At 62.5% G+C, this 20,765-nt stretch carries 19 protein-coding genes and 1 riboswitch; of the genes, 11 read left to right on the forward strand and 8 right to left on the reverse strand.

What is annotated here, in order from left to right; all coding sequences use genetic code 11:
• Positions 1–71: 71 nt before the first annotated feature.
• On the reverse strand, positions 72–614 hold the full coding sequence (locus tag ACPW75_RS17995) for a fimbrial protein (protein WP_011704492.1): 543 nt from the start codon (positions 612–614) through the stop codon (positions 72–74).
• Positions 615–1,647: 1,033 nt separating this feature from the next.
• On the opposite strand from ACPW75_RS17995, the gene ACPW75_RS18000 reads away from it, so the two are divergent.
• The 4 genes from ACPW75_RS18000 to ACPW75_RS18015 all read left to right on the forward strand — a co-directional run bounded on the left by ACPW75_RS18000 (position 1,648) and on the right by ACPW75_RS18015 (position 7,546).
• Positions 1,648–2,565 carry an IS5 family transposase gene (locus ACPW75_RS18000; RefSeq protein ID WP_024946304.1) on the forward strand — a complete coding sequence of 306 codons (918 nt, stop codon included), beginning with the start codon at positions 1,648–1,650 and terminating at the stop codon, positions 2,563–2,565.
• A 65-nt stretch (positions 2,566–2,630) separates the two neighbouring features.
• A riboswitch (cyclic di-GMP riboswitch) is annotated at positions 2,631–2,716 on the forward strand.
• A gap of 93 nt (positions 2,717–2,809) precedes the next feature.
• Positions 2,810–3,133: a fimbrial protein gene (locus ACPW75_RS18005; RefSeq protein ID WP_179101496.1), complete on the forward strand. Its 324-nt coding sequence runs from the start codon at positions 2,810–2,812 to the stop codon at positions 3,131–3,133.
• Positions 3,134–3,624: 491 nt separating this feature from the next.
• Positions 3,625–6,372, forward strand: coding sequence for a collagenase (locus ACPW75_RS18010; protein WP_077097575.1), 2,748 nt, complete (start codon positions 3,625–3,627; stop codon positions 6,370–6,372).
• 211 nt (positions 6,373–6,583) lie between these two features.
• Complete coding sequence (locus ACPW75_RS18015) at positions 6,584–7,546, forward strand: SanA/YdcF family protein (protein WP_179101495.1); 963 nt, start codon at positions 6,584–6,586, stop codon at positions 7,544–7,546.
• Between the two features lie 53 nt (positions 7,547–7,599).
• Here ACPW75_RS18015 and ACPW75_RS18020 read toward each other — a convergent pair whose 3' ends face one another.
• Positions 7,600–8,214, reverse strand: coding sequence for a superoxide dismutase (locus ACPW75_RS18020; protein ID WP_077097573.1), 615 nt, complete (start codon positions 8,212–8,214; stop codon positions 7,600–7,602).
• Positions 8,215–8,235: 21 nt separating this feature from the next.
• On the reverse strand, positions 8,236–8,661 hold the full coding sequence (locus ACPW75_RS18025) for a hypothetical protein (protein WP_043125593.1): 426 nt from the start codon (positions 8,659–8,661) through the stop codon (positions 8,236–8,238).
• A gap of 290 nt (positions 8,662–8,951) precedes the next feature.
• Here ACPW75_RS18025 and ACPW75_RS18030 point away from each other — a divergent pair, with 290 nt between their 5' ends.
• Positions 8,952–9,863, forward strand: a complete 912-nt coding sequence (locus ACPW75_RS18030; protein WP_179101494.1) for a lipase family alpha/beta hydrolase — start codon at positions 8,952–8,954, stop codon at positions 9,861–9,863.
• The gene (locus tag ACPW75_RS18035) at positions 9,860–10,615 is read left to right on the forward strand and encodes a lipase secretion chaperone (protein WP_077097569.1); all 756 of its coding nucleotides are present in this window, start codon (positions 9,860–9,862) and stop codon (positions 10,613–10,615) included. The genes ACPW75_RS18030 and ACPW75_RS18035 overlap by 4 nt, the downstream gene beginning before the upstream one ends.
• Positions 10,616–10,665: 50 nt before the next feature.
• Here ACPW75_RS18035 and ACPW75_RS18040 read toward each other — a convergent pair whose 3' ends face one another.
• The 3 genes from ACPW75_RS18040 to sgrR are packed head-to-tail and all read right to left on the reverse strand — an operon-like array spanning position 10,666 to position 13,575.
• A complete protein-coding gene (locus ACPW75_RS18040; protein WP_077097567.1) occupies positions 10,666–11,379 on the reverse strand; it encodes a hypothetical protein in 714 nt (237 codons plus the stop codon).
• A gap of 31 nt (positions 11,380–11,410) precedes the next feature.
• Positions 11,411–11,806 carry an acyl-CoA thioesterase gene (locus ACPW75_RS18045; protein WP_039215100.1) on the reverse strand — a complete coding sequence of 132 codons (396 nt, stop codon included), beginning with the start codon at positions 11,804–11,806 and terminating at the stop codon, positions 11,411–11,413.
• Positions 11,807–11,841: 35 nt separating this feature from the next.
• Complete coding sequence (gene sgrR / locus ACPW75_RS18050) at positions 11,842–13,575, reverse strand: HTH-type transcriptional regulator SgrR (protein WP_179101493.1); 1,734 nt, start codon at positions 13,573–13,575, stop codon at positions 11,842–11,844.
• Between the two features lie 100 nt (positions 13,576–13,675).
• Between sgrR and ACPW75_RS18055 the strand changes: the two genes are divergently transcribed.
• The 3 genes from ACPW75_RS18055 to ACPW75_RS18065 all read left to right on the forward strand — a co-directional run bounded on the left by ACPW75_RS18055 (position 13,676) and on the right by ACPW75_RS18065 (position 16,015).
• Entirely contained in the window at positions 13,676–13,852 is a 177-nt protein-coding gene (locus tag ACPW75_RS18055) for a hypothetical protein (protein ID WP_077097563.1), read from the forward strand.
• A gap of 156 nt (positions 13,853–14,008) precedes the next feature.
• Complete coding sequence (locus tag ACPW75_RS18060) at positions 14,009–15,277, forward strand: O-acetylhomoserine aminocarboxypropyltransferase/cysteine synthase family protein (protein WP_077097561.1); 1,269 nt, start codon at positions 14,009–14,011, stop codon at positions 15,275–15,277.
• Between the two features lie 108 nt (positions 15,278–15,385).
• Complete coding sequence (locus ACPW75_RS18065; RefSeq protein ID WP_179101497.1) at positions 15,386–16,015, forward strand: glutathione S-transferase family protein; 630 nt, start codon at positions 15,386–15,388, stop codon at positions 16,013–16,015.
• 143 nt (positions 16,016–16,158) lie between these two features.
• On the opposite strand, the gene ACPW75_RS18070 is transcribed toward ACPW75_RS18065, so the two are convergent.
• Positions 16,159–17,334, reverse strand: a complete 1,176-nt coding sequence (locus ACPW75_RS18070; RefSeq protein ID WP_077097558.1) for an iron-containing alcohol dehydrogenase — start codon at positions 17,332–17,334, stop codon at positions 16,159–16,161.
• A 211-nt stretch (positions 17,335–17,545) separates the two neighbouring features.
• On the opposite strand from ACPW75_RS18070, the gene ACPW75_RS18075 reads away from it, so the two are divergent.
• Entirely contained in the window at positions 17,546–18,127 is a 582-nt protein-coding gene (locus ACPW75_RS18075; RefSeq protein WP_017408897.1) for a hypothetical protein, read from the forward strand.
• Positions 18,128–18,322: 195 nt separating this feature from the next.
• On the opposite strand, the gene ACPW75_RS18080 is transcribed toward ACPW75_RS18075, so the two are convergent.
• Positions 18,323–18,775 carry a hypothetical protein gene (locus ACPW75_RS18080; protein WP_077097556.1) on the reverse strand — a complete coding sequence of 151 codons (453 nt, stop codon included), beginning with the start codon at positions 18,773–18,775 and terminating at the stop codon, positions 18,323–18,325.
• Positions 18,776–19,240: 465 nt separating this feature from the next.
• On the opposite strand from ACPW75_RS18080, the gene ACPW75_RS18085 reads away from it, so the two are divergent.
• On the forward strand, positions 19,241–20,713 hold the full coding sequence (locus tag ACPW75_RS18085; RefSeq protein ID WP_190283842.1) for a C69 family dipeptidase: 1,473 nt from the start codon (positions 19,241–19,243) through the stop codon (positions 20,711–20,713).
• Positions 20,714–20,765: the final 52 nt, after the last annotated feature.

A 20,765-nucleotide genomic window follows, 5' to 3' on the forward strand; every position in this document is an offset into this window, starting at 1 on the left:
GAGGAGACAGAATGTGTGAGGTTGTGGTGGCTCGCACCACCACAACCCTGGTCACACGTTAAAGCACTCTATTACTCGTAGGAGAGAGTAAAGTTGGTCACTGCAGTGAAAGCGCCGGCTTTCAGCGGGTTGGCGGTCTGATCGGCATAACCTTTCAGCACGGCGCTGAAGGGCAGCTCGTTGTCACCGTTGACCAGGCCGAAGGCGGCAGTCGGAGTACCCAGTACGATCGGGGCACCACCCGGAGCGGTCATCTTGATACCGGCACCAGCGGCGTCACCACCACCGATAACCAGCAGGCTGGAATCTACCGGGTCTTTGGCACCGCTGAAGGTTACCTTGACGGCATCTTCCTTGTCGGAGATTTCACAGTTCAGCAGCTTGATGCTGAACGGCTTGGAGTTGGACTCGCCACCGCTGGCCAGCTCTTTGGTGCTGATCTGACCCATTTCAACTACCTGGTCAACAGACTCAGGAGCAACGGAGCAAGGAGCGTTGATGATTTCACCATTGAAGGTGACTTTGCCTGAACCAGCGCCACCGGCAGCAACAGCGGAGCCGCACAGCAACATGGAACCAACACCCATAGCAACCAGAATCTTGTTAGCTTTCATTCGTTTATACCTACATTAACGTGATTAACGTGTGTTGTACTGCATCACTCCAATCATGCTGGAGTCACGATCTTCAGTGATGCCGCGATATACTGCACAGCAACTGCTGGTGCCCAACCTCTCATTAAGCCGGTGAGGGGTCATGCCAATAATCAGCTGTGCCTTTTAAGGTCTATTTAAATAAGCAAAAGCAGCACACCGCATCAGGGGCAGTTCCCGCTACACCTCATCTGCACAACTACATACATCCTTGTCGTCTGTGCAGAAAACCGTGTTCCGCTTTTGCTTGATGGACAAATTAACGACTCATATGATGCACATCAAATACATTTTGATTTTTATAAATTCAGTTATAAACACCTATAAAACAATCACTTAAAATCAAACCGGAACATTGGCGAACGCCATGAAATAAATAAAGCTCATATAGCAAACACCCATTGCATAATTTGAAATCGGATATTTTTAATCACTTAACAAACATTAACAAAAACACAACAAAATAATGTTTGAGCAGTATTTTAGGTGATTCTAAAAATACCTATAAAGCAATAGTCAAAACGGCTCACCCATATAGCCAGGTAATCAGGTAATCAGGTAATCAGGTAATCAGGTAATCAGGTAATCAGGTAATCAGGTAATCAGGTAATCAGGTAATCAGGTAATCATTTTAACCCATTAGGCATGGAGGAAAGTTGATATCTCTGCTCTTGCCACCTTCCTGTGTGACCCTGGTTTTAATTCACCAGATGCCAGCCATGTATTTTCACCACAGAATAAGGCTTCGTCGAAAACCAGTAGCCAATAGTGATGAACAAGATTGGATATATACCGCCTAATATGGGCCAGACCATATATTTCCTGTCACGGTCATATATAAAATTTTATTTGTGACTGATATCCCATACTTTTTTATGGCGATTGATTTCTCAAAGTGGGGTGTTATCATCTAAACAGGCCTTGTTGCTCAAATCGGGGAACTATCTGTCATCTCGGTGATCTGATCCTGTAGCGCAGTCTCCGAGAGCATCAGATGGGCAAGTCCAAGCACAAGATCAGCAACTGGCAGCAGTACAACCAAGCCTTGGTGCAACGCGGTTCGTTGACCATCTGGATGGACGAACAAGCCATTAAGCAGTGGCATTGCCTGGTCCACCATGGCCGCCGAGGGAGAGGTTTCCACTACAGTGACACCGCCATTGAGACGGCCCTGATGCTAAAAGGCTTGTTCAAGTTGCCGCTGCGGGCGCTAGAAGGCTTCATTAACTCGTTGTTCCAACTGATGGCGGTGCCTTTGCAGTCGCCGGACTATAGCTGTATCAGCAAGCGCGCCAAGACCGTCGACATCAAGTACCGCCTCCCCAGCCAAGGCCCGGTGGCTCACTTGGTCATTGATGCCACCGGCCTCAAGGTCTATGGCGAAGGCGAATGGAAAATTCGCAAACACGGCAAGGAGAAGCGACGAGTGTGGCGCAAGCTCCACTTGGCGGTGGATGCCACAACCCATGCGGTCATCGCTGCCGAAGTCAGCCTGGAGACGGTGGCGGATAACGAGGTGTTACCGACGTTGCTCAACCCCTTACGACGCAAGATAAAACAGGTCAGCGCCGATGGTGCGTATGACACCAAGGCCTGTCATGCGCTACTGAAGAAGAAGGGGGCGAAAGCCACCATACCGCCGAGAAAAAATGCGGCACCGTGGGAGGAAGACCATCCCCGCAACGAGGCGGTGACGGCGCTCAAGGCCGGTGAACTGAAGCAATGGAAGAAAGACTCCGGCTATCACCAGCGCTCGATAGCCGAGACCGCCATGTACCGGTTCAAGCAACTCATCGGGCCAACGCTGAGCCTGCGGAACTACAACGCCCAGGTGGGCGAAATCCTGGCTGGCGTGAAGGTGATGAACAAGCTGATAGGGCTTGGTATGCCTGTTCGCCAGCCAGTGAATTGAGTGGTATCAACGGGTTGGGGAACGGCCATCCAGCGACGGATTTGATCAACAACGCCATCTAAACATAGAGTAAAGGGCAAACCGGTCGAAAGGTCGGGACGCAAAGCCACCGGTCTAAGGGTTCATAACCTAAGACAGCGGAGCTGCCATCTGAGAAGAGCGATGTCATCAGTTGTATCTGTGTCATTCTCTTTGATTGCGTTGCCCTTTTCGTACAACGACATGTGACGAAAAGGACATAAAAATGAACACTTCTACCGCTTCCATTCGCAACAGCGCCATCCGTTTCGCTTCTTCTGCCGCCGCAGCCATGCTGCTGGGTGCTGCCTTGCTGCCTGCCACTGCCTCCGCTGCCGACGGCACCATCACCTTCACCGGTACCATCTATGAAGCCCCCTGCGACTTCGCCGACAACAGCGTGACCTGCTATTCCGGCACTCAGCGCCAGACCATGGATCTGGCCACCCTGCAGCAAGCCGGCAGCCTCAATACCATCAGCAGCACCATGCAGTACAAGCTGTCTGCCGGCAGCAGCAACATGGCCATCGTCACCGTCAGCTACCTCTGATCGGATTGTTCCTGCCATCTGCCCGGGGTTGTTCATTACCTCGGGCGGATCTGTTCGCCTTTTGCAGGATGAGCCACCACAGCCTCACTTAGGCTGCCATCGTTAATCACGGTTCTCCATCCACCAACCCCCCTTCTGTTTTCCTTGGTTGCCATGCCAACTGCCGCCCGGCGGCTTCTCACTATGACCCCTGCTTTCTACGCAGGTAGACCAGCACTTTCCCTGCTTGATCTCCAGCTTGCTACTGTCGCATTCCCGCTTGGCAAAAGAACCTCAAACGAGACTTTGATCACAGTTGCTGGCCTCAGACTGAGATCCCCCCCAGATGGCAGATGAGTCCTTGCTATCAACAAGGCCCCCAATGGGGCTCGCTTTATTTTGATTTAATCTAAATGAATGATTTATATGGCCTGATTGGTGGGTTGATATCCTTTTGGGGCTGACTAGATTGCACGCGTCAATCACGCAGACAATCAAACAAAGGGATAAAAATGAACAATCTGGGTACCAGGTTGCTGCTGCTGGCAGCACCGGGCCTGTTTGCCACTTCGGCGCTGGCCAACTACTCCCCCTCCGACTGGCAACAGTATCAACTCAAAGGTGAATCCAGCCGTCAGCTGGGGGATCGTCTCACCGAAGTGACCTACGAGCTGAGCGCCCGCAGCGGCAGTGCCCCCTATCAGCAGCTGAGGGTGTATCGCCGCTTCGACTGGAGCGATGCCAACCTGGCCGCACTGGCAGAGCAGCAGTGCGGCGAGCCGCAGCTCAAGATCGAGCAGGGCTGGCAGATCCGCTACCTCAGCTGTGAAGAGGTGGTGCCGGCTGGCAAGGCTGTCCCGGCCAGCAGCTATGACTTTGGCTACGGCATGAAGCAGGGCCGCTGGGAGCCACTGGCAGGCACCCCGACCGCGCCGCGTCAGGATCGTCTGCCGCTGGCGGAGCGGGTCATCCTGGGTCACAGCGAGCAGGAGCTGGATCGCTGCGAGCTCAACGCCGAAGGCCGCTGCGCCGAGCAGGCATGGCAGTACCTGCCGCAAAACTGGCAGCAGTTGAAGGTGCTGGAAGAGACTCCCAATGAACGGGATGGCCGCCTCGAGCAGATCTTCTTCCGCCTGCAGCCCATCGCGGGCAGCCAGGCCGCCAAGCAGGTGAGCGAGCTGTACGTCTGGCGCCAGTACACCTGGTTGCTGGAACAGGCCAAGACCCAGCAGGAGTGCGATGAACCCCAGACCCGTCAGGAAGGGGACAAGACCATCAGCTACCGGGTGTGCCGCCAGACCCTGCCCGCCGGCAGCGAGGTGCAGGTGGTCTTGAAGGACACCGGCTATCAATACCCGGTGGGGGGCAGCGAATGGCAGACCCTGCCGGAAACAACCGAGTGGCAGGAGAACCGGGTGCTCAATCGCCCCATCGTGCTGGCCAGCAAGGAAGAGCAACTCGACTGTCGCCGTGCCGACGGCCGCGCCTGCTCCGAGCCGGATCTGCCGGGCACCGAGATGCTGGACGCCGAAGCGGCCAAGATAGTGCAGGATGCCAGTGGCCAGCCCGCACCGGTCTGGCAGGAGAACTATGGTCACGATGACACCAAGCTGCTGGCCGTGTCGCGCGGCATCCAGAGCCTGCTGGCGGCCAATCAGCCGGCCCATCCGGCCATGAAGCTGCTGCTGGAATACGTGCGTGCCCACAACTACCACAACTACGGCAAGCACAAGGAAGACGGCCCGGCCGCAGCCGAGGCGCTGGCCGAGGCATTGACGGCGCTGGGTGCCCATCCGCTGCTCTTCCCGGAGCAGGCCAGCGACGAGGTAGGCGCCGTCATGGGTGCCTGGAGCATCGCCCTGCACGGCCAGTTCAAGAGCCCGGCAGTGCAGGGCCGCTTTGGTACCCTGCTCGGCGAGTTCAACCAGATGCTGGCCTACAGCACCCGCCATGCCAGCGAGATCAACGGCCAGCACGCCTGGGCGACCGGTCTGTTCGATCTGCTCAACTTCCTCGACTTCGCCAGCGACTACAGCGATCCCTTCGCCAACGACTTCCGCCAACAGGACGGCGAGCTGCGCAAGCAGCTGCACGCCCTCGGCATAAGCGAGCTCGCGTTGTGGAAGGGACGGGATGGCGCCGATCTGTTCCTGCTCAACAACGTGCTGGATGCTTACACCCGCCTCTACCGGGTCGCCCGCTATACCCGCCCGGACGAGCTCGACGGCTACCGCAAGCTGCTGGATGACTCCGTCATCGCACTGGTTCGCCACCACGACCTGATCCCCGGCGGCCAGCAGAGTCAGGATCTGCTGGAAGACATGTCGCTGACCCTCTCCACCTACTACCTGACCTACACGGACCGCACCAGCGAAGCCTGCATCAGCGGTGACTTCGCCGGACTCTGCACCCCCGTCCGGGTGGAGGACGTGCTGCCGTTCGAGCACACCTGCTCGCCGACCCTGCGCCTGCGGGCCCAGGATCTGACCATGGATCAGGCCGAGGGGATCTGCCGTGAACTGGGGGCCGAAGAGCAGCAGTTCCACCAGCAGATGGAAACCGGCTGGCAGCCGGTGGCGGATGATCACAACGAGGCGCTGGAACTGGTGGTCTTCAACTCCTCCGACGACTGGAAACGCTACGGCAGTGCCCTGTTCGGCGGCGTCTCCACCGACAACGGTGGCATCTACCTTGAAGGGGATCCGGCTCGCCCCGGCAACCAGGCCCGCTTCTTCGCCTACGAGGCGGAGTGGAAGCGCCCAGCGTTCCAGGTGTGGAACCTGCGCCACGAGTACGTGCACTACCTGGACGGCCGCTTCAACCAATACGGCAGCTTCGGCCACTACCCGCTCAACCGCACCACCTGGTGGTCGGAAGGGCTGGCCGAGTTCATCGCCCACGGCCAGTGCTTCGCCCGCGGTCTGGACAACGTCGCCGGCCGCCCGGCCAGCGACCGTCCGGCCCTGGCCGACATCCTGCACCTGGATTACGACAAGGGTGGCGAGATGGTCTACTCCTGGTCCTACACGGTGCACCGCTTCCTGAACGAGACCGGTCGCGGCGCCAGCTGGCTGGCCATGGCCCAGGCCCTGCGCAACCCGGATCAGCAGCAGGCCATGAGCGCCTTCGAAGCCGAGCTGGACCAGCTGATTGCCAATGACAGCGAGGCCTACCAGCAGTGGCTCGGCCGCGAGCTGCTGCCCTGGTGGGAAGCCAACAAGGACTCCGACGAGTGCAAGGCCAACGACTCCTCCCACTGAGGACGAGACGGCTATGACAAGGGGCGGCCATGGCCGCCCCTGCTTATGAACGATTTTAATCGGCTCAGGATCAAGCAGTTAGCCGACCTCTCCCTGCGACAACCTCTGCCCGAGTGACGTCTTGGGCGGTCATCAAGCCTGACGTACGGCGGCAACTTGTAATAGAATGACCCTCTGTCACCTCTTACTTCAGACCCGAACCGCACCGCGCATGAAGAAGTTTGCCAAGATCCTGCTCGCCTGCCTCTGCCTGTTGCTGGCCTCCGTCGCCACACTGCTGGGCTACAGCGAGTGGACCGTCTCGGACGCCCGTCACTACACCTACGACGACGTCAATGCGGTGCCCTACAACCGGGTCGCCCTGGTGCTCGGCACCTCCAAATACCTGATTGGCGGCAGCCCGAACCACTACTTCAAGTACCGGATCAAGGCCGCCGCCGAGCTCTACAACAACGGCAAGGTGGACTACATCCTGGTCTCCGGCGACAACGCCACCGTGCAGTACAACGAGCCGCGCCAGATGCGGCGGGCCCTGATCCAGGCCGGCATCCCGGCCAACGCCATCTACAGCGACTACGCCGGCTTTCGGACCCTGGACTCCATCGTGCGAGCCAAGGAGGTGTTCGGTCAGGCCCACTTCACCGTGGTCTCGCAGGCCTTTCACAACGAGCGCGCCATCTTCATCGCCCGCCATTTCGGCATCGAGGCGGTCGGCTTCAACGCCGTGGACCCCAGCGCCTATCAGGGCATCAAGACCCGGGTGCGCGAGGTGTTCGCCCGCCTGATGGGGCTGCTCGACCTCTACGTGCTGGACAAGGGTCCCAAGTTCCTCGGCGAGCCCATCGTCATCGGCGGCCCGGTCCCCTGCCAGGCGTTGAGCACCATAGGGGCGAGCCAGCCCTGCCTGCCCATTGCACCGCCCCCTCATAAGCCGAAGGCCAAACCGGCAGCGGCAGTGAGCGCTGCCACCGCCACCAGTGCGGCGGCGGCAACCAGCGCAGCTGCACCGAGCGAGTCAACGCCCGTGGATAACCCGGCTGCCGCCAGTGCGGCAACACCAACCAGCAGTGCCCAGACCACCAGCGCAGCCGTGCCGAGCGAGGCAACGCCCGTGGATAATCCGGCTGCCGCCAGCGCAGCGGCAGCAACCAGCAGCGCGCCGACCCCTCAATAGCAGAGACCCGCCAACAGGCGGGTCTCTTTCATTGGGCTCGGTATTTCCGGCGATCAGGCCAGCGCCGCCACGTAACGCCGCGCCACCTCGTCCCAGTCGATCACCTTGTAAAACGCGGCTATGTAGTCGGGACGCTTGTTCTGGTACTTCAGGTAATAGGCGTGTTCCCACACATCCAGCCCCAAAATGGGCACCAGCCCATCCTGCAGGGGGCTGTCCTGGTTGGCGCTGCTCACTACCTGCAGCTTGCCGCTCCGATCGACCACCAGCCAGGCCCAACCGCTGCCAAAACGGCTCAGCGCCGCCTGGGTAAAGGCCTGTTTGAAGACCTCCAGTCCGCCCAGATCCCGCTCGATCGCCGCAGCCAGCTCGCCGGCTGGCTCACCACCGCCCTGCGGACTCATCACCTGCCAGAACAGGCTGTGGTTGGCGTGACCGCCGCCGTGATTGCGCACCGCCCCCTGCACCTTGCCAGGCAGGCTGTCGAAACGGGCAAGCAGCTCCTCCACCGGCAGCACCGCCAGCTCGGGGAGATCGGCCAGGGCGGCATTGAGGTTGTTGATATAGGCCTGATGGTGACGGCTGTGATGGATCTCCATGGTCAGCGCATCGATGTGGGGTTCCAGCGCGTCATAGGCATAGGCAAGGGCTGGCAGGGTATGGCTCATGGTCACCTCTGTTTATTGTGATTAATGCAGTTGGCGGGCGGACCCGGTCTGGCACAGGCACTGACCGAGGCAGCGGCGGATGCCGTCGTGGTTGCCGTGTTTGCGCAGGAAGGCGAGCAGCTCGGCATGGGTACTGCGGGTATGGCGCAAGGCCGCATCCCGCAGAGGATCGGGGCTGGCCGGCGACTGGCTGGTGGCGAGCAGGCAGTCGTGGATGTGGCACAACAGGTCGGCAGCGCGCTCCGGCCGCGCCATGGCGACCAGCAGATCCGCCAGATTGTGGTGGGCCACCACCAGCGCAGCGACCGCCTCGTCCACGTCGGGCCAGCCGGCAAACTGCTGGCGGGCCAGCCACAGCGCCTGCTGATAGCAGGAGAGCGCCTTGCCGTGTTCACCGGCATCGAAGTGGCGATTGCCGCTCATGGTCTGCACCTTCCAGTGCACCATGCTGCTGTCGCTCTCCTCCGTCCCCACCCATCCTCTTACCCAGCTCGCCGCCATGATCCTTAACACCACAAATGATAATAATTATTATTTAACTTATGTAAGCGGCGAACACAAGGGATAGTTGTGCCGGCACCGCCAACAGCCCTGCCCATATGGGTAGGGCTTTTTTGAATCTGTCTGTTTGGTGATCATTTGCACAGATGCAAACGTCCCGCTCCGTCATGCTGGTTGGTACTGGCATGAGGCCAGTGGTTGCCGCTGCGGCAACCTTATTCACAAGGATGGACAAGATGAAAAAATGGCTATTGGTGCTGCTGTGCGCCCTGCCCATGCTGGGCCAGGCGGCAGGTTATACCCAGACCCGCTACCCCATAGTGCTGGTGCACGGTCTGTTCGGCTTCGACAAGCTGCTCGGGGTCGACTACTTCTACGGCATCCCCCAGGCGCTGACCCGGGATGGCGCCAGGGTCTATGTGGCTCAGGTCTCCGCCACCCAGAGCTCGGAACTGCGCGGTGAGCAGCTGCTCAGGCAGGTGCAGCAGGTGCTGGCCATCACGGGGGCGGAGAAGGTAAACCTCATCGGCCACTCCCACGGCGGCCCCACCATTCGCTACGTCGCCTCGGTCGCCCCCGAGCTGGTCGCCTCCGCCACCAGCGTGGGCGGGGTCAACTACGGCTCGGAGATCGCCGATCTGGTGCGCGCCAACGTGGCACCGGGCTCGGTGGCCGAGAAGCTGGCGGTGGCCGCCGCCTCCGCCCTGTCCGGGGTCATCTCGCTGCTCTCCGGGGGCAGCCAGCTGCCGCAGGATCCCCTCGCCGCCCTCGACGCACTCACCAGCGCCGGCGCCCAGCGCTTCAACCAGCGCTACCCCGAGGGGCTGCCCAGCCAGTACTGTGGCGAAGGGCCCATGCAGGCCGCCAATGGTGTCTACTACTTCTCCTGGAGCGGACGCGGCACCATGACCAACATCCTGGATCCGGTGGATCCGGCGCTGGCGCTGACCGGCAGCTTCTTCAAGGAGCACAACGACGGCCTGGTCGGGGTGTGCAGCAGCCACCTCGGCAAGGTGATCGGCACCGACTACCGGATGAACCACTTGGACGAGGTGAACCAGTCGTTCGGCATTCGCCACCTGTTTGAGACCGACCCGGTCAGCCTCTATCGCCAGCACGCCAACCGCCTGCAGAGACTGGGGCTATGAGCAAGGCATGGCTGATAGCCGCTCCGCTGGGAGCGGCCCTTCTGCTGGGGGGCTGGCAGCTGTGGTCCGCCCTGAACTCCACCCCAGCCGCTCCCCCGGCGCAAGAGGCAGGGCCGAGCTCCACCCAGGCCCGGCAGGCGGCCTCCTCGCCCGATGAGAACTCGCTGCAGGCCCGCTATGAAGCCTTTCTCGCCGCCGAAGGCAGCCTGACGGTACCGACCGATCCGGGTCTGGCCAGCCTGCAGGTGCTGTTCGACGAGCGCGAGCAGTTGCGCCAGCAGAGCTTCACCCCGGCCGAGCAGGAGCAGCTGTTTGCCGAAGATCGGCTGATGGAGCAGTGGACCCTGCGCCGCAAGGCGCTGGCGGAGGCTGGCGATGCCGACAAGCCGCTGCTGGCGAGCGAGCTCGAGCTCTGGCTGGCGGAGCAGCCCCAGTGGTTTCGGGAGGCGGAGGCCAACAGCCGCCTGCTCGGCGACCTGCAGAGTCTGGAGCGGCTGCCCGCGACCGAGCGGGACGCCGTGCTGCGCGAGCAACTGGGGCCGGAGGCGGCGGACCGGCTGCACCTGCTGGCGGAGAGTCAGCAGGGATTCGAGCAACAGCTGGCCGGCTATCTGGCCGAACTCAAGCCCCTGCCCGACGAGCGCCGGGCCGAACAGCAGCCGGAGATCCTGGCGCGCTGGTTCGAGCCCGACCAGTGGCGACGGGTGGAAGCCCTCACCCGGCTCAGGCTGGGCGAGTCGTCACCACAATAAATAAAAGGGGGTCCATATCTGGGCCCCCTCGCTTCATGCTGAAACCGTGCTTACAGCGGCTTGTTGGCGCCCGGCAGCGGCTGCCAGGTGAGGCGGGTCACCTGGGTTCCCTGCACCTCGCACTTGAGGCTCAGATCCTGCCACCCCTTCTCCTGGCGCAGGGAGACTTCCCCCTCGATGCCCTCGGCACGGGTCTTGAGCTTGGCCTGCTCGAAGGTCACCTTGTCACCCCCGGCCAGTGCCATCAGCTTGCCGTTGCAGAGCCAGTGGGCGAGCTCCGCTCCCTTGAGCTTGACGCCCCCCTTGGCCGCCTTCTGTTCGGCCGGGCTCTGGGCAAACAGTTTGCCCAGCTCGGCCGCCCGTTTGGTGAGCCAGACTTCCCGCTGCTGCATGCTCATCTTGCTGACGAACTCGGCGGGCTGGCCCTTCTCGTCCAGCCACTGGGTCAGCTTGCCGCCGTCGTCAAAGGCGAACTGGGCGGCGGGCTCCTTCACCCCGAAAAGCTTGCCGCCCTTGAAGTAGTAGCGGCTCTCCCCTTCCAGCTTGCCCTGCTCGTTCATGATGGGCACGGCGATGATGACGGGAGCGCCATCCACCCAGGCCTTGATGTCGACGCCGTCGTGGCTGAACAGACGGGTATCGAGGGCGCTCTCGGCCCCCTTTTCCATCAGGGAGAACTGCTCGGCGAGGGAGGCCGCCACGGAAGGCAGGGAGCAGAGCCCCAGTCCCAAGCCGAGGCTCAGGGCGATCACGGTATTGCGCATAAGTGTCCTGTGATTGGCCGGTGGGCCAAGGTTAGCTTTCTATCAGCCAGGCCCGTAGCCCCTCCCGGTGGCGCTCGCTCAGGGGGATGGACTGGCGGGACTGGTAGTCAAAATGGATCAGGGTGGTTTCGGCGGTCACCGCCAGCTCGTCCCCCTGCCAGGCTTCCTGCCAGAGCGTGAAGGAGCTGGAGCCGATCCGGCGGACCCCGGTTTTGATCAATACCTGCTGGCCGTAGAACAGCTCCCGTTTGAACTGCACCGTGTAGCCCGCGATGATCAGATGCCAGTTGTGCACATCCAGCTCGGGGGAGAAGATGCGAAACAGCGGGTCGCGGGCCGATTCAAACCAGACCGCCGGCACCGTGTTGTTGATGTGGCCGAGGGCATCTGTCTCTTGAAAACGGGGTTGGATCTGCATTTCCAGCATGGATATCGACTCCTTGTCGTTGGACCGCGCTCAGGCTAACGCGGCCCGCCTTTGGACTCAAGCTCCCCCGTCGTATCGCCGGCGCCGACGGCCAGCTCCGGACGCAGCCAGGCGCTGCGAAAATCGAACCAGCCGAGCGCCGTCATCCGCACCCCGTGCACGCCGACCCGGCTCTCCAGCTCCAGCCAGTGGTGAAACAGCGGTACGAACCAGCCCTGCTGCTGCACGCTTGCCAGCAAGGCGCGCGGCCCCGGCTCCTCACCGCTGGCACGCCACTGCGTCAGCCCCTGCCACAGACGCTGCTGACTGCCCCACACCTTGCGCAGCAGCGGGGTGCCCTGCAACCAGGCGTAGGGGGCGAAGGCATGTTCGTGCTCCAGGTTGAGAGTGCCGAGCCAGAGATCCACGTCCTCGTCCGCCCCGCTCACCCAGCGGCCGTAATCCAGGGTGCGCACCTCGAGCCGGATCCCCTGCTCTGCCAGCAGGCTGCTCATGGCGTTGGCACACTCGTTGAATTCCAGGTGCTGGTTGAAGCAGGCCAGCACCAGCTGGCGCGGCAGCTGTTTCGGCGTCGGCAGCGGGGCCGGCTGCGCCTCGCGCCAGTGGGGCAAGAGGCCAAGTGCGCTGGTCCAGCCTCGCTGCAGCTCGGGGGCGACCCGCGCCATCAGGGCAATGGGGTTGAGCAGGCCGGCCAGCCACTGGCGCAGGGCGGGATCCTGCAAGGGGGCGGATCTGTCGTCCTGCAGCAGGAAGTAGCAGCCGGATTCCAGCTCCGACTCGCCGCGCATGGTGCCGAGCTCGGGGCTGTCGCGCCCCAGTTGCAGGTGACTCTCCAGCCGCTCCGCCAGCTCCGGCAGCATCCAGATGTCGATCTCGTCGAGCAGGGCGCGCAGGCCGAAGTAGTCGTCGAATGCCTCGAGGCACAGCTGCAGCGGATCGTTGGCGGTCACCCGGTAAGGACCTGTGCCTACCGGTTGCAGGGCAAAACCCGCCTCCCCCTTGAGCTCGCGCGGCAGGATGGCCGCCACCGGCTCGGCCAGCAGCTGGGGCAGCAGAGGATCCGGGCTGTCGAGATGAAGATCCAGGGTGCGCGGCCAGGGACTCTCCAGCCGCGCCAGATGGGCGAACAGCGGGCGATCGCGCAAGACCAGCAGGCTCTCCACCACGTCCTCCACCACCAGCTCGCGGCCGTGGTGAAAACGCACCGCCGGCCTCAGGTAGAAGCGCCAGTGACAGGGGCCCAGACACTCCCAGTGGTGGGCCAGATCCCCCTCGATTTCCCCATTTTCCTCATTTCGCCGGGTCAGGCCGTTGAAGATCTGGCGGCTCAGATGGATTTCGGAGCGGCGCAGCGGGCCGGTGGGCAGCAGGCGCGGCAGCGGCCGGTAGTAGGGCACCCGCAGGATCTGGCGCCCTTCCCGGGTGGCCTGGCCGAGCTGCTCGATCAGCAGCGGAGTGAGCAGATCGAGGCGATCTTCGGCCAGCCGCACCGCCTGCGCCAGCTGGCCCTGGCTGAGCAGATCCCGCAGCCGGCGCCGGGTCAGGCTCTCCTGGTTGTCGAGCAGGGTGAGCCGGGAGCGCCGCCCCCGCCCGGCCTCCGCCGCCCAGCCGAGCCAACCCTGATCCTGCATGCGGCGCAGCAGCAGGCGGGCGTTGCGCGGGGTACAGCAGAGCAGATCCGCCACCTCGGCGAGGCTGATCTCCCGCTCGTCGCAGCCAAGCTGCTGGGCGAGCCGTTGGAATTGCTGGTAAAGGCGGCTGGTAGGCATAAAAGAGGAAATCCTGTTGCTGAAAGTCATCAGTTTTTACTTCCGCATTTTAGCTCAATACTGCTGGCGAACGTGAGAACCACAGCAGAGGAGCACCATCATGAGCCACGCCAACCCCATCAAACCGAACCGGATCCAGCAGATCCTGCGCCGTTACTTCAAGCGGATCCTGCCCAGGCCGCTGACCCTGATCGAGGCTCCCATGAGCCAGCTAAACCGCCTGATGCAGTGGGATATGAACCAGATCGACGATCGGGAGTATCGCCGCCGCCTCTGAGCCCCCTTCTCCCGGATCGCACAAGGAGGGGCGCAGTTCGCCAGCGGGCGCAATTGCTTTGCCGGATTGGGTGGTTTACATCGGCGCTGGGCCTGATAGATTGGACGTCTATCCATCTATAACTGCTACCCAGCAACATCCAACAAGGAGTGTGTGATGAAAGATGCGACCCTGGCCCTGCACCACGGCTTTGCCAGCGACCCCACCACCAAGGCCGTTGCCATACCCATCTACCAGACGGTGGCCTACGAGTTCGAGAGCGCCCAGCACGGGGCGGATCTGTTCAATCTGGCGGTGCCAGGCAACATCTACACCCGCATCATGAACCCCACCAACGATGTGCTGGAGCAGCGGATGGCCGCGCTGGAAGGGGGCATCGCCGGCCTGGTGGTCTCGGCGGGTTCCGCCGCCATCACCTACGCCATCCAGGCGCTGACCGCCGCCGGCGACAACATCGTCTCCACCCCCCAGCTCTATGGCGGCACCTACACCCTGTTCGCCCACATGCTGCCGAGCTTCGGGGTCGAGGTGCGCTTCGCCAAGGATGACAGCGCCGAGGCCATCGCCGCCCTCATCGACGACAACACCAAGGCGGTCTACTGCGAGAGCATCGGCAACCCGGCCGGCAACATCGTCGATCTGGCGGCCTTCGCCAAGGTGGCCCACGCCCGCGGCGTGCCGCTCATCGTCGACAACACGGTCGCCACCCCGGTGCTGTGCAAACCCATCGAACACGGCGCCGACATCGTGGTGCACAGCCTGACCAAATATGTCGGCGGCCACGGCAACTCACTGGGGGGCGTCATCGTCGACTCGGGCAAGTTCCCTTGGGCGGATCACGCCGAGCGCTTCCCCCAACTCACCAAACCCGAACCTTCATATCACGGGGTGGTCTATACCGAGGCCTTTGGCCCGGCCGCCTTCATCGGGCGGGTGCGCACCGTGCCGCTGCGCAATACCGGCGCGGCGCTGGCGCCAATGAACGCCTTCCTGCTGCTGCAGGGGCTGGAGACCCTGAGCCTGCGCATGGAGCGCCACGTGGACAACGCCCTGCGGGTGGCCCATCACCTCAAGCATCACCCCAAGGTGGCCTGGGTCAGCTACGCCGGTCTGCCGGGTCACCCCCACTACCTGCTGGCGGAGAAATACATGGCCGGCCGCCCCTCGGCTATCCTCTCCTTCGGCCTGAAGGACGGCTACGAAGCGGGCGTGCGCTTCTACGATGCGCTCAAGATCTTCAAGCGGCTGGTCAACATCGGCGACGCCAAGTCGCTGGCCTGCCACCCCGCCTCCACCACCCATCGCCAGTTGAGCGAGGAAGAGCAGGCCAAGGCCGGGGTGAAACCTGAGATGATCCGGCTGTCGGTGGGGATCGAGGCCATCGAGGACATACTGGCGGATCTGGATCAGGCGCTGGAGGCCTGAGTCAGTCAACGCAGGAGCGGGCATCCAGCCCGCTCTTTTTTGGCCAGCGGTGAACCCGCCACCGCGCCGCTGCGTATCACCGCCTTCCGTCACTGCGTCGAGGTTTCCATGATAGTCCTGCACCACCTGAACAAATCCCGCTCCCAACGCATCATCTGGCTGCTTGAAGAGCTGGGCCTGCCCTATGAGATCAAAGCCTATCAGCGCGATGCCACCACCTTTCTGGCACCGCCCGAGCTCAAGGCCATCCACCCCCTCGGCAAGTCGCCGGTCATCGAGTTCGACGGCCGGGTACTGGCGGAGTCGGGCGCCATCACCGAATACCTGATCGCCCGCCACGCCCCGGAACGGCTGGCCCCGGCCACCGACAGCCCGGACTATGCCGAATACCTGCAGTGGCTCCACTTCGCCGAGAGCTCCGGCATTCTGCCGCTGCTGCTCGACATGTTCGTGCGCAAGGACGGCAGCCCGATGCGCTTCCTGCCGGACTACGCCAAGGCCGAGTGCGCCAAGGTGCTGGGCTACCTCGATGAGGTACTGGCAAGCCGCCGCTATCTGGTGGCCGATCGCCTCACCGGCGCCGACATCCTGAACTCCTTCCTGGTGGATCTGCTGGCGCAAAGCGGCCAGCTGGCCCAGTTCCCGCATCTGCAGGCCTACTGGCAGCGACTCAACACCCATCCGGCCCGCCAGAAGGCAGCGGCGCTGGAGCGCGAGCTGGACCGCAGCGCCGGATAAACGGCCGCGCCTGGCGACACCATGCAAAACGCCCCGAGATCGGGGCGTTTTTTTCTGATCGACAGCCAGATGATCAGAGCGCGTGGGACAGGATCCTGGCTGCACTTATTGTCCGGATCGCCTCTTGGCCAGGGGCCTCAGGCCTAGAGGGCGTGAGAGAGGATCCGCGCTACCTTGTCGGGATCTATGTCCTGCTGCTCCCCGAGGGCGGTCAGGCCGAAACGCTTGAGGTTGGAGCAGATGCCGGGGATGCAGCTCTCGCTCAGACCGTAGTCGGCGAGGCGGGTGCCCACTCCCATCTGCTGGAAGAACTGCTCGGTGCGGATGATCGCCTCCTCGATGCGCAGCGCCTTGTCCTCGCGGCTGGAGTGCCATACCCGCTCGGCGAACTGGGCCAGCTTCTCCTGCTTCTGGGCCGATTGCTCGCGCAGCAGGGAGGGCAGCACCACCGCCAGACTCTGGGCATGATCCAGCCCGTGCAGGGCGGTGAGCTGGTGACCGATGGCGTGGGTGGACCAGTCCTGCGGTACGCCACGACCGATGAGGCCGTTGAGCGCCAGGCTGGCCGCCCACATCAGGTTGGCGCGCACCTGGTAGTTGGTAGGCTCCGCCAGCGCGCGCGGACCGTTGTCCACCAGCACCTGCAGCAGGCCTTCCGCCAGCCGGTCCTGCACCTCGCCCCCCACCGGGAAGGTGAGGTACTGCTCGATGATGTGGACGAAGGCGTCCACCACCCCGTTGCCCACCTGGCGTGGCGGCAGGCTGTAGGTGGTCGTGGGATCCAGCACCGCAAACACCGGCTGCACCAGCGGGTTCATGAAGGAGAGCTTGGCCTCCCCGCGGCTCACCACGGCGGCCGGGTTGCTCTCCGAGCCGGTGGCCGGCAGGGTCAGCACGCAGCCCAGCGGCAACGCCCCTTTGATGGGGGCCTTGTGCAGCAGGATCTCCCAGGGATCCGCCCCCTCGAAGCAGGCTGCGGCGGCCACGAACTTGCTGCCATCCACCACGGAACCGCCGCCGACCGCCAGCAGGAAGTCGATGCGCTCGCGCTTGACCAGGGCCACCGCCTCCATCAGCTGATCGTACTGGGGGTTGGCCCCGATGCCGGGAAACTCCAGCCACTCCCGTCCCGCCAGCGCCTGGGTCAACTGCTCATAGACCCCGTTCTGTTTGATGCTGCCGCCGCCGTAGAGCACCAGCAGGCGGCTGCCGGCCGGGATCAGTTCGGGCAGCCTGGCGATCTGGCCGTCACCGAAACAGACGCGGGTAGGATTGGCATATTGGAAGTTGTACACGGCAGAGCCCTCGGTTGAATGCATGCAGGGGAATTGTGCGCCTGTGGCTCCGGCAGGTCAAAAAACGGGAGCCGGCTATCAAATTGCGCAGCGGGGGCCGGGCTAGCGGAAAGATGTGATGCGGCGCCACTCCTGTTTCCGTGCCGCTCTGCTATGGTCTCTCTGGGAACCGGGTGTTCCACTCTCATCGCCCCGCTCCCACCCTCCTCACTCTTTTGTTGATAAGGTCTGACACATGAAACTCAAGCATGCATGGATTGCCGGTTTGCTCTCCCTCTCGACCTGCCTGGCACAGGCCGCCGAGGTGGCGGCCGAAGTCACCACGGCCCCTGGCAAGGCCAATCTGGTGGAAGCCGTCTCGGCCCAGGCCACGGTCACTGCCATCGATATGGCCAGCCGCAAGGTCAGCCTGAAAAACGCCGCCGGCGAGGCATTCGACATCGTCGCCGGTGAGCAGGTCACCAACCTGGCCAACCTCAAGGTGGGCGATACGGTAGCACTGAGATACATGCAGATGCTGGATCTGGAGCTGCTCAAGGGCACCGCCGGGGTGAGAAAACGTGTCGTGGAAGTGGCGGCCGACAAGGCCGAGGCAGGCGAGAAGCCGGGCGCCGGGATCGGCAAAAAGGTCACTCTCTATGGCGACGTCATCGCGGTCGACAAGGGGCAGCAGACCATCACGGTGAAGGGGGTGGATCATACCCTGGTGCTCAAGGTGCACAACCCGGCCCAGTTTGCGCTCATCGCCAAGGGCGACCAGATCAAGGCCGTGCAGACCCAGGCGGTGGGGATCGGCATTCTGCCCGAGAAGAAGTAGCGACGGCCTGAGTCGATGCAGCGGCCGGGCTCCGTCCGGTCACCAAGGGAGTGGCAGCCGCCCTCCCTTTTTTGCTGCCGTTATAGCGGCGCAGAGCGGCCCGTGCTGCGCCGCATCGGCAACCCGCTGGTGCCTGCACAGGGGCAAGTGATTGCCCCCACCGACCATGGATTGCCGTTCGAGTCATCCCGCCGCTCAGGCGTTCTTGGTCTCTTCCTTGGCGCTGCTCTTCTTGCCGGTGAGGCGGTCCATCGCATCCTGCAACATGGCGTCCCGCTGCTCGTTGAGCGGCTTGCTCTGCTCCGCCCGCTCCTCGGCAGTCAGCTGCTTGTTGTCGGCAATCGTCTTGAGCTTCTCTTCTATCTCGTTGAACTTCTTGCGATCAAAACCGAGCGCCTTGTCCACCAGCTGCTGCATCACGCCGCCCTTGTCGGAGCCGATGTCGAGCGCTGGCGGCAGCTTGCTGTTCTTGGCCAGGTGTTCATAGGTCAGCGCCTGCTGGGCCTGGCCAGTGATCCGCTGGGAGGAGAGGTTGACCAGATCTTCCCAGCCGCCCCCCTGACCGCTGTCGGTACTGCTGAGGGTGGCGAGGGCGCGGTTGTTGGAGGCGCTCTGGGCAAGCTGCTGGCTGTAGGGTTTGATATCCATGGGGGCTCCGGTCTGCATGCCGATCCGGCATGACGAGGTCGCTGATTCGATGGCATGAGGCGCCAGGCCCCATCATTGGCAATAAAACCAGCAAGTTGCAGGCCAACTTGCCAGATTGGCGCAGATCCCGGCTCGCACGGGCTTGCGAGCCTCCCGATGGTCATCTAGACGTCAGAATCATGACGCTGCGCTGCCCAATCGGCAGCTTCTGGTGCATATCGCTGCCTTTTTCACGCTTTACCAGACAAAGCAAAGGAACGGCTCATAGATCACAAAATAAACAACCAACGAGGCATACAATTTCGGCGCACAAAACGACCAGCAAGCAGTGTTATGGATGAAATGTTTGCGTCATCGACCATGAGCAGCACGATCCCCCGGCAGCGTATCGGCGGCCGATCGCACTGCGGCAGACCTGCATCCCACCGCCTGGCTTTCACTCACAGTTACGCTTCGGGCAATCCCATGAAAAAACACACCTTGAGTCTTCTCTCCGCCACCCTGCTCACCCTACTTGGTACCAGTGCCGACGCCTGTACCGGCCTCATCGTCGGCAAGGGCGCCAGTGCCGATGGCAGCGTGATGATCGCCAGAAACGAGGATTTTGGCGTCAACAACTGGAACAAGTACCTGGCCTTCCGGCCCGCCCAGCAGAACGAGGGCACAATCTGGAAACTGGGCAACGGGCTGGAAGTGCCGATGCCCAAGGCCTTCTTCGCCTACTCCGCCATCCGCGACTGGGATGCGACGTCCAGCGACCCGGCCGGCAAATATTATGAAGAGCGCGGCATCAACGAATTCAACGTCGCCATCTCGGCCACCACCAGCGCCGAGGTCAACGACAAGGCCCAGAAAGCCGATCCGCTGATCGAGAAGGGGGTCATCGAGGCCATCATCCCGACCCTGATCCTGCCGCAGGCCAAAACGGCCAAAGAGGGGGTCGCACTGCTCGGCCGCTATGTGGAGCAATATGGCGCCGGGGAAGGCAACAGCCTCTATCTGGCGGATGTGAACGAGGCCTGGCTGATGGAGATCGGCTCCGGCCACCACTGGATCGCGGTGCGGGTGCCGGACGACAGCTACGCCATGGTGGCCAACGGCCTGCGCATCCACGGCGTCGATCTCGACGGTGCCGATGTGCTGCACTCACCCAAGCTGCTGGAGTTCGTGCGCGAACACAAACTGCTGGATAACGCCGACCCGAAAGAGTTCAACTTCGCCAAGGCGTTCGGGGTCATCGCTGACCCGTATAACGTGGATCGGGAGTGGCTCGGCCAGAAAATGCTGACTGCCAGCCACCCGCAGCCGACCCGGCAGGCGCAATATCCGCTCTTTATGAAGCCGGATACCCCCATCGCCGTGCCGGACGTGGCCAAACTGCTGAGCGCCACCTATGAGGGCACCCCGCTGGCGGGCAAGGCGGAACGGCCGATCCGCATCGACAGGCAGCTCGAATCCCACGTCATCCAGCTGCGCAAGGAGATGCCCAAAGAGCTGCAGGGGCTGATCTGGCAGAGCTACGGCGTGCTGGCCGAATCGGTGATGGTGCCGCTCTACAACACCCTGGAGTCCTACCCCCTGCCCTATCGCACCGGCAGCGACAGCTACTCCGATGACTCCGCCTACTGGCAGTTCCGTAGCCTGACCGCGCTGGCCAGCGCCGATCCGGACAAGTACCTGCCGCTGCTGCGCGGCGTCTGGAGCAAGGAGAGCAGCAAGCTCTACCAGGAGGTGGCCCTGCTCGACCAGAGCCTGAAGCAGGCCTATGCCAGCGACAAGGCTACCGCCATCGGGCTGGCCGCCGACTACTCCTATGGCCAGCTGGAGCAGACCTATCAGATGGCCAAAGAGCTGCGCTACAAGCTGATGACGGATCTCACCAAGCGCACCGAGCAGAAGTACTCGCCGGAGGAGTTCAAGAAGATCATGAGCCTGTAATCGGCTCGCCAACGAAAAGAGGCTCCCTTGGGAGCCTCTTTTATTTTGTCAG

Origin of the sequence: Aeromonas sp. FL131 (assembly GCF_049860615.1) — a bacterium.
In the GTDB taxonomy this organism is placed as follows: Bacteria; Pseudomonadota; Gammaproteobacteria; order Enterobacterales; family Aeromonadaceae; genus Aeromonas; species Aeromonas hydrophila.